At 67.4% G+C, this 12,256-nt stretch carries 14 protein-coding genes and 1 pseudogene; 4 read left to right on the forward strand and 11 right to left on the reverse strand.

The features are described 5' to 3' along the window. Positions 1-32 precede the first annotated feature (32 nt). The 3 genes from OG959_RS09495 to OG959_RS09505 all read right to left on the reverse strand — a co-directional run bounded on the left by OG959_RS09495 (position 33) and on the right by OG959_RS09505 (position 3,013). Positions 33-1,304, reverse strand: a complete 1,272-nt coding sequence (locus OG959_RS09495) for an MFS transporter (protein WP_148020923.1) — start codon at positions 1,302-1,304, stop codon at positions 33-35. Then, complete coding sequence (locus OG959_RS09500; RefSeq protein WP_315986324.1) at positions 1,301-2,407, reverse strand: PLP-dependent cysteine synthase family protein; 1,107 nt, start codon at positions 2,405-2,407, stop codon at positions 1,301-1,303. Before OG959_RS09500 ends, OG959_RS09495 begins: the two co-directional genes overlap by 4 nt. 153 nt (positions 2,408-2,560) lie before the next feature. Continuing rightward, positions 2,561-3,013 carry a hypothetical protein gene (locus OG959_RS09505; RefSeq protein ID WP_326657760.1) on the reverse strand — a complete coding sequence of 151 codons (453 nt, stop codon included), beginning with the start codon at positions 3,011-3,013 and terminating at the stop codon, positions 2,561-2,563. A gap of 265 nt (positions 3,014-3,278) precedes the next feature. On the opposite strand from OG959_RS09505, the gene OG959_RS09510 reads away from it, so the two are divergent. Genes OG959_RS09510 through OG959_RS09520 form a run of 3 tightly spaced genes read left to right on the forward strand, consistent with a single transcriptional unit; the run spans position 3,279 to position 4,968 of the window. Further along, entirely contained in the window at positions 3,279-3,614 is a 336-nt protein-coding gene (locus tag OG959_RS09510; protein ID WP_148020920.1) for an ArsR/SmtB family transcription factor, read from the forward strand. Next, positions 3,614-4,354, forward strand: a complete 741-nt coding sequence (locus tag OG959_RS09515) for a cation transporter (RefSeq protein ID WP_148020919.1) — start codon at positions 3,614-3,616, stop codon at positions 4,352-4,354. The genes OG959_RS09510 and OG959_RS09515 overlap by 1 nt, the downstream gene beginning before the upstream one ends. Next, positions 4,351-4,968, forward strand: a complete 618-nt coding sequence (locus tag OG959_RS09520) for a methyltransferase family protein (protein WP_148020918.1) — start codon at positions 4,351-4,353, stop codon at positions 4,966-4,968. The genes OG959_RS09515 and OG959_RS09520 overlap by 4 nt, the downstream gene beginning before the upstream one ends. A 74-nt stretch (positions 4,969-5,042) precedes the next feature. On the opposite strand, the gene OG959_RS09525 is transcribed toward OG959_RS09520, so the two are convergent. From OG959_RS09525 to OG959_RS09555, 7 genes are all read right to left on the reverse strand, one after another. Next, positions 5,043-5,699 (reverse strand): DUF305 domain-containing protein, encoded by a 657-nt coding sequence (locus OG959_RS09525; protein WP_148020917.1) that lies wholly within the window; start codon positions 5,697-5,699, stop codon positions 5,043-5,045. Beyond that, positions 5,696-6,343, reverse strand: coding sequence for a DUF3105 domain-containing protein (locus tag OG959_RS09530; protein ID WP_148020916.1), 648 nt, complete (start codon positions 6,341-6,343; stop codon positions 5,696-5,698). The genes OG959_RS09525 and OG959_RS09530 overlap by 4 nt, the downstream gene beginning before the upstream one ends. A 634-nt stretch (positions 6,344-6,977) precedes the next feature. Next, a complete protein-coding gene (locus OG959_RS09535) occupies positions 6,978-7,730 on the reverse strand; it encodes a cytochrome c biogenesis CcdA family protein (RefSeq protein ID WP_326657761.1) in 753 nt (250 codons plus the stop codon). A gap of 52 nt (positions 7,731-7,782) precedes the next feature. Next, complete coding sequence (locus tag OG959_RS09540) at positions 7,783-8,244, reverse strand: DUF3093 domain-containing protein (RefSeq protein ID WP_148020914.1); 462 nt, start codon at positions 8,242-8,244, stop codon at positions 7,783-7,785. A gap of 37 nt (positions 8,245-8,281) precedes the next feature. Then, positions 8,282-8,881 (reverse strand): carbonic anhydrase, encoded by a 600-nt coding sequence (locus OG959_RS09545; protein ID WP_148020913.1) that lies wholly within the window; start codon positions 8,879-8,881, stop codon positions 8,282-8,284. Positions 8,882-8,901: 20 nt separating this feature from the next. Continuing rightward, positions 8,902-9,561, reverse strand: a complete 660-nt coding sequence (locus OG959_RS09550) for a DsbA family protein (RefSeq protein ID WP_148020912.1) — start codon at positions 9,559-9,561, stop codon at positions 8,902-8,904. A 26-nt stretch (positions 9,562-9,587) separates the two neighbouring features. Further along, a complete protein-coding gene (locus OG959_RS09555; protein ID WP_326657762.1) occupies positions 9,588-11,636 on the reverse strand; it encodes a cytochrome c oxidase assembly protein in 2,049 nt (682 codons plus the stop codon). A 95-nt stretch (positions 11,637-11,731) separates the two neighbouring features. On the opposite strand from OG959_RS09555, the gene OG959_RS09560 reads away from it, so the two are divergent. Further along, positions 11,732-11,875: a hypothetical protein gene (locus OG959_RS09560; RefSeq protein WP_326657763.1), complete on the forward strand. Its 144-nt coding sequence runs from the start codon at positions 11,732-11,734 to the stop codon at positions 11,873-11,875. A 44-nt stretch (positions 11,876-11,919) separates the two neighbouring features. Here the strand turns inward: OG959_RS09560 and OG959_RS38660 are convergent. Further along, positions 11,920-12,243 (reverse strand): annotated as a pseudogene (locus OG959_RS38660) (copper resistance CopC family protein); the annotation flags it as partial. Positions 12,244-12,256: the final 13 nt, after the last annotated feature.

Raw genomic sequence — 12,256 nt, forward strand, 5'->3', positions numbered from 1 at the left:
AAGCAACTGGGCTGCGCACCAGCACGCTCATGTCAGACCTGCACTGGGACTGGGGTGGTGGTGAGGTTGCCGCTGCGTGCGAGTGCTGCGACAGCGGCTGCGCAGCACGCGCCGACCAAGGCCAGGACGACCCAGGGCAGGGCGGCGAGGCCGGCATCGCGGGCGGCGTCCAAGACCGCGCCAGTGGCGAGGTTCCCCAACGTGATGCCGATACCGCAGACGGTGTTGTAGAGGCCGTAGTGGGTGGCGACCCAGCGTCCGCCGGACAGGGCCACGATGGTATCCATCTCGAACGGGTACAGCACCGCGGTCGCTGCGGCGAGCAGGGCCGCGCAGGCGAGCAGCGGCAGCATGATGACCGCGGTGCGCCATCCGGCTGAGGTGAGGTGCTGGCCGGAGGTGAGCATCGGGGGCAGGAACGCGATCGCCATCAGTGCGAGCCCGGCCACCAGGCAGTGCTGGGGCGTCAGAGATTTTTTGCACCAGGCGGTAATGCGCATCTGTCCACCGAGCGCAACCAACCCAGAAATGACGAACAGTGCACTGGTGGCTGCAGTCCCTGTTGTGCCGTCACCGACCAGGCGCTTGGTCTCCAGGGGCAGGGCCAGATAGATCTGGAAAGACAGGACGTAGGAACCGGTCATGGCTGCGGAGAACAGCCAGAACGGCCGGTTGCGCATGACTACGGCCGCCTGCTCGCGCAGGGTTGTCCCCTCGCCTGCGGTTGCGCCGGTCCGGGCCGGCAGTCGGCGCATCTGCAACAGAGTCAGGGCCGCGAACAGGACGGCAGCCACCAGGCAGGTGACAGGGAACGCCACTGCGGTCAGCGCCAGCCCGATCAGCGGCCCGAGCAGAATCCCGGCCTGGTAGAAGACGTTGAACAGGGCGAACGCCTCGACACGTCGTTCGCCGGATTCGGCCGCCAGGTAGGCGCGGACGGCCGGGTTGAACAGTGCGCCTGCCAGCCCGGTAGCGGCGGAGGCGGCCAAGAGTGCGGGAAGGGTGTCGGCGAAGGCGAGGGCGGTGAAGCCGACGGTGCGAAGTGCGCATCCGGCGATGATCAGCGGCCGGTAGCCAAGCCGGTCGGCCAAGGCCCCGCCGATGAGAAACATGCCCTGTTGGGAGAGGTTACGCATACCCATGATGAGGCCGACGGCCCAGGCTGCCAGAGCCAGGGTGCCAGAGAGGTGGGCCGCCAGGTAGGGCATGAGCATGTAGAAGCCGAGGTTGATGCTGAGCTGGTTGATCAGCAGCAGCTGCACGGTGGGGTCGAAGGAGCGGGCCTGACGCCACGTCGTCTTCACTGGTGGGCTCCGGCGTTGATCGAGGTCGGGGGTTTCGTGGGGTCGGTGACGGTGGTGCAGCGTGTCCACCGGGTTACCTCACGCAATCCGGCGGCGTCGATGGTGTCGGGCCCGGTGGTCGGTGGGGTGTTGAGGAGATCGTGGGCGCGGCAGTAGTCGTCGTTGAAGACGGTGTCGAAGTAGCGGTGCGGCCCGTCGGGGAACACGGCGGCAATGCGGGTGCCTGCCGGCTGGGTGCGGGCCACCCAGCCGGCGACCAGGGCGACCGCTCCCACACTCCAGCCGCCGGTAGCGAACTGGCGTGCGGCCAGGCACCTGGCCGACCAGACGGCTTCGCCCGGGGCGACCCAGTGGACTTCACTGAAGGCCGTGTAGTCGACGTTGCGGGGATAGATCGAGGAGCCCAACCCCCGCATCAGGCGGGTCCGTGCGGGCTGGCCGAAGATGGTCGATCCGATGGTGTCGACCCCGACCAGCCGCAGCTGGGGCATCCGTCGACGCAGACCCCGGGCGATGCCGGCCGAGTGCCCTCCGGTGCCGACTGCACAGACGAGGATGTCGATGTGTTCCAACTGGTCGGCGAGTTCGGTGGCCAGCCCCGCGTAGGCGGCCACGTTGTCGGGGTTGTTGTACTGGTCGGGCGACCAAGCCCCCGGCAAGGCAGCAAGGAGTTCGGCCACCTTCTGACGGCGCGCCTCCTGCCAGCCGCCTTCGGGGTGAGGCTGGTCGACGATGTAGAGGGTGGCACCGTGGGCGGTGAGCATCCGCTCCATGATCGGCTCCATGCCGGGGTCGGTCACCAGATGCACCGGATGGCCGTGCAGGACACCGGCCAACGCCAGGCCGAGCCCCAGGGTGCCGGAGGTGGATTCCACAATCGGGGATCCGGGGCGGAGGTCTCCGCGTTCGCGGGCCCGGGCGACCATATGCAGGGCTGCGCGATCCTTGATACCGCCGGGGTTGAATCCTTCGAGCTTGGCCCAGAAGCCTCCGGGTGAGGTGGCGAACGGCTCGTCCACCCACAGCACGGGAGTGCCGCCGACAGCCTCCAGGACGCTGGGTGGGGAAGCCTTCAGGTTTTCGGGCAGGGAAAGTCCAGTCATGTGAGGGTGTCTTTCGTGCGTTGGGGCACGATGGCGGCGCATAGCCGTCTACAACTCGACGTGCGGCCTCGGCCCCACGAGGGGAGAGGGGGCTGAATCAGGCAGTAGGCCGGACAGCGGCAGAAACTGCCGCTCGTACACGGCCTGACCTCGTCACCTTCGGGACACGCACAACCGGTTCAACACATCACGCCCCGCCGTGACAGGAAACTCGCGTTCCTGGATACCGCTGCACCAGACCGGGGCTGCGGCTGCCCACTTCCCGGCGGCGGTCCCCGGTAGCTCCTGGAGGAAGCGACGATCCTCCGCCTGGGTCGCGACATGCTGCTCGGCCACGGGAGAGCAGTGGTCACGATCACCGCCCTGGCAACCGACGGAGGAAGCCGGGGTGAGAGCCGGGAGGATCTCTGGTGCGTGCGGCTCGTACGGTGCAGCCGACGCGACGGGGAGCGCCTGCTCGTCTACCTTGACCCCGACCAGGCGATGGTGGCCCCCGCTGTCACAGACACCGAGAAGCAGCACGGCCAGCGCAGCCACCACCAAGGCGACCACGATGCTGCCGCGGTCCTCGCGCACCCACCACATTCGATCTCGCACAGTGATCATGACGCTACCCTGTGTGCAGCCCTGGGAAGTCACGCGTCCCCCCGTACGAGTGAGGGTGATCCAGCCACTTTCACACATGGGAGCGTGACTGTCGGTTCCCGGCGGCCAGCCCGTCGCGGGGTCCACCGGCAGCGACGAAGTGACCCTCACCGCCTGTCCTGGTTGCGCCGAGACTCCTCGCCCTACCCGGACCGAGATGCTCGCCGCCTACCCATGTGTCAGTACATCGTTCCCTGAATTCAGGGGAACGTGTATCGTTCACGCGGTGTTGACGCTTGCCTCCGACATCGACGTCCTTGCCCGCTTCGGCCGCGCGCTGGCCGATCCGATCCGCTGCCGGCTCCTCCTCGCCCTGAGAGAGACTCCGGCTCATCCGTCAGATCTGGCCGAGGCCCTGGGAATCTCCCGTACGCGCCTCTCCAACCATCTGGCCTGCTTGCGCGACTGCGGTCTAGTGGTCGCCGTGCCGGTGGGCCGGCGTACCCGCTACGAGCTCGCCGACCCGCGTCTTGGGCACGCCCTGGACGATCTGCGCGCGGCCGTCGTGGCCGTCGCAGCAGACCGTACCTGTGCCGAAGCAGACGAGAAGGACTGCTGCTGATGGCCGTCATATCCCTGAGCCCGTCCCCGGATCGCCGTGAAGCTCTCGCCCGCCGCATCCGGTTCCTGCTCGCCGCGACGATTGCCTACAACGTCATCGAGGCCGTGGTGGCGATCACCGCGGGCGCCGTCGCCTCCTCTACCGCGCTGGTCGGGTTCGGGCTGGATTCGGTCATCGAGGTCTCCTCCGCCAGTGCGGTGGCCTGGCAGTTCTCCGCCCGCGATCACGCTGTACGTCAGGCGCGCGAGAAGACCACCCTGCGGATCATCGCCGTGTCCTTCTTCGCTCTTGCCGCATACGTGGGAGTCGACGCGATACGTGTCCTGGGCGGCACCGGTGAGGCCGATCGGTCCATCCCCGGCATTGCGCTCGCGGCACTGTCCCTTGCGGTCATGCCGTTCCTGTCGGCGGCCCAGCGCCGGGCCGGGCGCGAGCTGGGTTCAGCCTCGGCGGTCGCGGACTCCAAGCAGACGCTGCTGTGCACCTACCTGTCTGCCGTGCTCCTAGCTGGGCTCATAGTCAACGCCACGCTCGGCTGGACCTGGGCGGATCCGATCGCCGCCCTGGTCATCGCAGCCGTCGCCCTCAAGGAAGGCCGCGACGCCTGGCAGGGCAAGGGCTGCTGCGCGGCGCCCGCCACGACCCTTTCGATCACAGGTGCGGAAGACGGAGGCGATGCCTGCGGCTGCGCCCCGGAATGCGCCTGCTGCACCACGGAGGGAAGCGAGGGCCGGAGATGAACGGCTGGGCTTTAACGGCACTGACTCTGTACGTGGCGTGGACGATGACCGCCTTCGGGGTACGCGGTGCTATGCAGCAACGCCGTACCGGAGATACCGGCTTCCGCGGCATCTCCGGCAGGCCCGGCTCACCACCCTGGTGGGCAGGGGTGCTCTTCGTTCTCGCGCTGCTCGGTGGGGCCGCAGCTCCTGTCGCCGCCCTGTTCGGCCTGCCCGCACTCTCCGGGGATGAGATGCCTGCGGTGCGGTGGGCGGGACTGGTGATCGCCCTGGCAGGCATCGGGGCCACCCTGATGGCGCAGACCAATATGGGTGCCTCGTGGCGCGTGGGCGTGGACGCCGCAGAACGCACGGACCTGGTCACCACTGGCCTGTTCACTCACGTACGCAACCCCGTCTTCACCGCCATGACCGCCACGGCCGTCGGCCTGGCGCTGATGGTGCCCAACGTGATCGCTGTAATCGCCCTGGGGCTTTTGCTGTTCGCGATTGAGCTGCAGGTCCGCGTCGTCGAGGAGCCCTACCTTTCCGGCGTGCACGGTCAGGCATACGGCCTCTATTCGGCTCGCACGGGTCGCTTCCTTCCGGGAGTCGGCCGGCGCCAGGATGCCTGAGGCTCGAGCCCGTGGTCACAACCCAGGCCCGGTGCGGCGTATCGATGCCGGACCGGGCCTGGCCGTAACTGCCGTCAGTGGTGGGGCGAAGGCGAAGCCGTGGGAGACCGAGAGGCGCTACGTTGGGCGAGCATGTCCCGCATCAGGCTGATCTCGGACTTCTGGGCGCGGACGATGCCCGCGGCGAGGCCCCGAACCGGGCTGCTCTTGACCTGTTGAGCTGCGGCTCTGGCCATGACGACGCCGCCCTGGTGGTGCGGGATCATCAACTGCAGGTAGAGGACTTCGGCCGCCTTGCCTCTGGCCGACCTGAGCCGCTCCAGCTGGGCACGGGTGGCCATTCCCGGCATCCCCGCACCGCCCGGCACAGAGTGGCCCTTCATCCAGCGCATCGGACCATCGCTGGAGACCTTGGAGGCACCCCACATGTCGAGCCAGCCCAGCATCATGCCCCGTTGATTGGCCTGCGTGTTGATGACGTCGAAGGCGAGCCGCCGCAACTCCTCGTTGCGGGTGTTGTCGCGTACGAGGAACGACATCTCGACGGCCTGCTGGTGGTGCACCGCCATGTCGCGAGCGAAACCGGCGTCAGCTGACTCGCCTGCCGGAACCGGCTGGGCTGCCTGCGTCCGGCCCGGGATCGCGACAGCGATCGCCCCGGCAGCACCACAGAGGCCCAGCAGCAGGGCCGACACGACGAACCAGCGCGGTACCGGGCGGCGAGGACTCACGCCGTCAGACCGTTCGTGCACGCGGCACCCGGCTCCGGGGTCTGCTCACCCTGCACGTACTTGTCGAAGAAGGTGGCGATGCGCGGGTCGGAGGCACTGTCCACAGACAGCTGCTTGCCCCAGGCCGTCAAGGTGATCGGACCTGTCTGCTTGGAGTGCGGGCTCATCAGCGTGTACGGGGTTTGGGACACCTTCTGCTTCAGCGTCGCAACATCGGACGCCGGGGTCTTGTCGTTGTAGGTGACCCAGACCGCGCCGTGCTCCAGAGCGTGAACGGCGTTCTCCTGGCGCACTTCCTTGGCGTAAACGTCCCCATTGCAGTTCATCCACGCCTGGGCGTGGTCACCCCCGGCAGCCGGTGTCATGGGATACGTGACGGGCTTGGCCACGTGGTTCTGCGTGAGCTTCTTCCACGTCTTCTCCCCCTTGATGGGTGAGGTGCGGGCTGTCTCCTGCTTCTTCTCCTCGCCCTCGATCGTGAACAGCAGATAGCCCGCCCCTCCGGCCAGAACCACGAAGATCACCGCGCAGATGACGACGGTGATTATCTTGTTGCGGCGTTCACGTGCCCGCTCGACGCGTCGAAGTTCGTCCAGCTTGGCCCGTCGAGCGGTGGCCGCTGATTTTGCTTTGGCAGTGCCCATGGGATGTCCCTTGTGCCGCCGGAGTGGCGGCGGATGCGTAGCGGATGGCGATTGGTCGTCACTTCGTTCACCGGCGTGGTTCAAGGCGCCCGATGTGTTCTGCGGAAAGGGACGATCCGGCCTAAGTCCGCTGCACCTGCAGCACATGAAGATCAACAACGGGCGAGGGGGTGCACGGCGGTGAAACCAGATCGGGGGCCGACAGTGACGGTGCCGCGATACTGCTGCTCTTCGCCCAGGGTTCGCCCATGTCCGGGGCAGGCGCCAATGCCTTGCCCATGTGCTGCAGGGCACTCGCGCAGTGCTCTGGACCACCAGGCTGGTGATCTGCGCACCCGTCAGGAAGCAGAGGAGACGGGGCAAGCGCCGCGACGGACGTCACCGCAAACGGGGCCATAGAGTTTGCGCGGGACTCCAGTTGAGCACACGCCACGAGAGCGATCAGAGCGATGGCCAGGCTGACCGCCCAGCTCATCACGTAGCGCAGGCGAAGGCCGACGGCCCACGGGGCGCTGGTCCACTGTCTCGTCATCGTGCGCAGATCCTAGCGATTTCCATGGGCGGGGCAATGCGTCCTGACGCGCCTCGTGGCATCCAGGTTGGGACGCTCAGGCGACGGGGCCGGCGCACCGGTTCAGATGCCAACGGTGAAGCCCGCCGCCCAGTACTGCATCTGGCCGACCAGGTAACCCCAAACACCGGTGACCATCAGCACGCCGGTGGCAATCATCATGACGCCGCCTGCGCGCATCACCCATGTGTAGTGGGCTTTCACCCAGTCGAAGACTCCGAGCGCCTTCCGAAAAGCCAGCCCTGCAGCGAGGAAGGGCAGGCCCAGCCCCGCGCAGTAAGCGACAGTGAGGACAGCTCCCCGACCCGCACTGGCCTCGCTGAGGGCAAGCGCCTGCACAGCGGCCAGCGTGGGGCCGATGCACGGAGTCCAGCCCAGGCCAAAGAGCACTCCCAGCATCGGAGCACCGGCCCAACCGGCTGCCGGGCGCCGGTGAATGCGCCATTCCCGGTTCATCCCGGGCAACACGCCCATGAAAGACAGACCTATCACGATGGTCAGCGCCCCGAGGATCCGGATCAGTGGGTCCTGGTACGCCAGCAATGTGTTGCCCACGTAGCCGAATGCAGCGCCGCAGGAGACGAACACGGCAGTGAATCCCGCCAGAAACAGCAGCGTTCCGCCCACGATGCGGCCACGGCGTGCCGCTTCCAGGTCCGCGCCGCTGATCCCGGTCACATAGGACAGATATCCGGGCACCAGGGGCAGTACACAGGGCGAGAAGAACGAGATCGCGCCCGCCAGGGCAGCGAGCGGCAGGGCCAGCAGCAACGAGCCGCTCAGCACAGCGGAATCCGTTGCGGAAGCGATCAGCACGAGTCACCCCTCCTTCGGAGAGAGTTGCGCAATTACGGTCTTCATGACGGGTTCAGGCCGCCTGCGCGGCGGCAAGGGCCTCGACCAACCGCTGGGGACTGCGCGTCGAGAGGTACACGTAGGGGGTGGGATCGTCGGGGTCGACCACCTCGGCACGCACCGCCGTGGTGATGTAGCTGCGCATCAACATGTGGGCCCGCATGTCGGCCTTGTACGTCCGCCAGGCACGCGATTCCTCTCCCTCCAGGATTTCCGGAGCGCCCAGTGCCTGCACCGGGATTTTGGCGTCGTCTGCGATGAGCAGGCCATTGATGACACGGATACGCGAGGAGCCCTGCCCGCTGACCCATGTGCAGGCGATCGCGGTACCGACGACGAGGCCGCCCATCATGGGCAGCGGTCCGTACGGCAGGACGATCAGGCCCAGTGCGACCCCGGCGAGCAGGGCGATGAACCACCAAGAGCGCGGCGCTGTCAGGCGTTCGTCGTATGTGGGCTGTGCCGTGGCTGTCATGTGCGCACCTTCATGAAGTGGTCTTCGTGGGATTGGTTCACAGCGGGAGGAACGCGTTCGCGGTCGGCCGGTGTTGGAGGGTGGCGCCCGTTTCGACTTCGTGGAACCAGGCATGCAGGCGCAGGCTGTTGTCGGCCATACGGAGCGCGATGCAGGGATAGTCGCTGAGCACGTCCAGTTGCCGAATGACGTGCAAGTGTCCCGCGGCGGTGACGTCACCGGTCGTAATGTCCTGCGGCACTTGCACGTCGGTCGTCACTGCCCCGGCCGACGGATCTTCGCTCCCGGGGTGACTGTTCGTTCCTGGGAAAACATCAGCCCTGACGACTTCGCACTGAGAGTGTCCGCACACGATGATGTCGGCCACGTTGAGGCGTTCCACGGCGAACTCGATCGTCACAGCGTCCGGCAAGGGGTTTTCAGGCTGGTAGCGGGAGACCGTCCCGCCGTGGGTGCGCAGTTCGAGGAGTTCGCCCGGCCGGCTGCCGGTGAGCCAAGCAGGCGCGAGTCGCGCGTCCGAGCAGGAGATGAAAAGCACCTGCGGAGCCTGCCCGCCCGCGAACTGGTCCAGGTCGACGCCGTGCGCCGCGGCACGTGCCGCATAGCTGCGCGTCTGCTCGACGAAGTACGCCATCATCGACCGGTCTTCGGGCCGACTCACTGGGCGAGCCGTTCATCGATCAGGGCCTTGAATGCCTCGTACGAGCCGGGCGTGGCAACCCGGACCCCGTCGACGATGAAGGTGGGCGTGCCCTGCACTCCCAGGCTGAGGCCGTCAGCCTGATCGACCAGGACGCGCTCAGCGGTCTTCGGATCCTTGACTGCGGCGTCGTACCTCTTCAGATCGAGGCCGAGCTCCTTCGCATAACCACGGAAGACTGCAGCCTTGGACTCCTGCGCCTCCCCCCACTCCTTCTGCGTCGCGAAGAGCTTGCCGTACATCGCTTCGAACTGGCCTTGCTGGGCTGCCGCTTCGGCTGTCTGGGCAGCCGGTTGGCTGTTGCGGTGACCCGGCATCGGGAAGTAGCGGGCGACGAAGGTGACCCGGTCCTTGTACTCCTCGCGGAGCCGCTCGACGACCGGGTGCATTGCCCCACATCCCTCGCATTCAAAGTCAAGGAACTCGACCACTGTGAGTTCGCTGTTCTTGGGCTGGGTAAGGCGGTGGCTGGATGTGCGAACGGGCTGAGCCTCCGCTGCAGGTTCGGCGTTGAAGGAGGCGGATCTCGGGCCGTCAGGTGAGAAGGCGAGAACGGAGCCGAAGGCGGCGGCGAGCGCGGCCAGGATTACTACCCCGACGTACAGGTGCTTTTTCATAGTTCCTCGTGAGGATTCGGACGGTTTCATTCGCTGGGCGGGGGCTGCTGTTGGGCAGCGGGTGGCGCCGTTGAACCCGAAATGCGGTCACGTGCGCGCAGGCCGGCCAGGTACGCGTTGTAAGCGGCCAAAGGGTTGTTGGCGTCGCCGCGTTCGATCTGGCGGTCGATCCGGCGTGCCTCGCGAGCATCGGAGCGGACCCACTGAGCGGCGAGGATGATCGTGGTAATGAGTACGGGAATGTCACCGGTGGCCCAGGCAATGGACCCCGCGTTGTACTGGTCCTTTGCCAACGTGGCGCCCCAGGTCCGGCCCAGATCCGCCCACCATCCGTCGCCGATGAGCTCGGTGGAACTCATGAGGGAGATGCTGAACCAGGAGTGGAAGGGCATGGTCAGCATCAGGGCGAACAGCCGGCCCAGATGAGGTGGGCGGCGGGGCCCGGGGTCCACTCCGATGATCACCCAGAAGAAGAGCAGCCCCACCGCGAGGAAGTGCACCAGCATCAAAGTGTGGCCGAGGTGGCTCCGCATCAGCGTTTCGAAGAGCGAGGTGTAGTAGACGGCGAAGGCGCTGGCGATGAAGAAGACGCTCGCAACCACCGGGTGTGAGATGACCTTGACGTAGCGGCTGTGGAGAAGCTTCAGAAGCAACTCGCGGAGACCGTCCGGGCCGCCCTTCGGGACGCTGGGTAGCGTCCGCAGGGCAAGCGTGGCAGGTGCGCCCAGGACCAGGAGGATCGGCACGGTCATCGCGAGGACCATGTGCTGGCCCATGTGCACGCTGAAGAGCACCTTGCCGTACACGGCCAGGCCGCTCATGGTGGCCAGCACTGTGATCGCCAGTCCGAGCATCCACGCGATCGTGCGCCCGACGGGCCATACGTCACCACGGGCGCGCATCTTGCGTACCCCGGCCAGATACAGCAGGGCTGCGCCGGCCGTGCCGAAGGCGAACAACGGATCGAAGTGCCACTGCGTAAACAGCGGCGTCCAAGGGAAGTCACCGAGAGGCGGCGGCATCGCAAAGCCCAGCAACTCTTCGGCGGGCGTGAGAGAGGTGGCGCCCGTGCGGGGCGGGGGCGTGCGGGCGAGCGCCACCGCCAGTCCCATCGCGGCTGCCATGACCAGAAGTTCTCCGCACGCCAGCCGCAGAAACGGCCGCCGCGAACCCTCAAGCAGTCGGGCAAGAGTGCGGCGGCGGTGCCACCATCCCACGCCGCCGAGAACGATCAGGGCGCCGGCCTTGAGGAGCACCATCTGCCCGTACCGACTGCTGAACAGGTCCGTGACGGATGGCAGGCGGACGGCCGCGTTGACGAGGCCGGAGGCGGCAACCGCGAGGAACGCCGCGCCCGCCAGTGGACTGAAGCGGCGGGCCGCCATTGCGGCGGCATCCTCCCGTTTCAGGGCGGCGACGAGAAGAAAGATCAGGCCGCCGACCCACATCGCCACACCCACCAGGTGCAAGGCCAGACTCGTGACCGCGGCGTCATGATTGCCCGCACCGGAGGAGTGACCGGTGAAGGCGGGTGGCAGCAGCCCGGCCAACGCCAGCACCAGCGCGGCCCGCCCCCACCGAGCGGTACTGATGCCCAGGCATACGGTCGCCAAGACCATCCCGGCGGCCGTCATCGCGGCATACGAGCGCCCCTGGGTATCGGTGACGACGAAGTCGGCCAGCACCGAGGGGCGAAGGATCTCAACGACTGGCTGTGCGAAGAGATCGGACAAGGTCAATATCAGCAGGGCAGCGGATGCCGCCGCCCACACCGCGGCGGTGACCGCGGCCCACGTCATATAGCGCAGCTGCGCGTCGGTGAGCCGCCGGCCACCGGGCAGCAGCGCCGTCACCATCAGCAGCGCGCCGACAGTTCCCACCGCTGCGGCGTCCGTCACGATCCTGGCGACGGGCAGTGCCCACGCGGTCAGTTCCCCGGCGCCCGCGATTCCTGGTACCTGCTCGGCCGCCGACCCCGCGCCCCGCAGAGCGAGCACCGTCACGGCCATCGCGCCGCCGAGCGCCGACATGATTAGGAGAGGCGGGCGTACCGCGTGCTTGAACTCAACCGCCATGGCCTGACCTCCTGCGGTACAGGGCGACCCCGCCAACTCCGACGACGAGCACGCCGGCTACGGCAAGAGCGGGCAGAAGCCCGGAGGACGATGCTGTGCTGGCCCTCCGCGAGACATCGCTCGAACGGGCTGCCGGGCTGCTGCTGCTGCTGCTGCTGCTGCTGCTGCTGGGAGACGACGGCGCAGGAGCGGCTGACGCAAGGGGGGTTGCTGCCTGTTCCCTCACGCTGAAGCGGTAGGAACCGGCGACCGGGTGCCCATCGGCGGAGACGACGCGGTAACCCACCGTGTACCGCCCTGGGGGAAGGCCGGGCTGCACGGCGAGCGTGACGGTCTTCCCCACTACCTCTGGCCGCCCTGCGCCCCCCTGGGTCCCGTCCGGGGAGGTCAGAGCAACTTTGGCGTAAAGCTGGCTCATCTCATCGCTGAATGTCAGCCGGATACTGTCCGGCATGCGCCCCAGGGAAACGGCGTCGGCCGGGTTGCTCGACAGGAGGTCCGTGTGGGCAGCTGCCGTCGGGGCGGCTGCCCACAGCAGGCCACCGGCCAGAGGTACGACGAGAGTGCGTGCCGCCGCGCGGGCGGCACGCCAGTTCATGGCATGCATAGGAGGGGGCTTC

Source organism: Streptomyces sp. NBC_00385 (genome assembly GCF_035917155.1).
Lineage (GTDB): Bacteria > Actinomycetota > Actinomycetes > Streptomycetales > Streptomycetaceae > Streptomyces > Streptomyces poriferorum.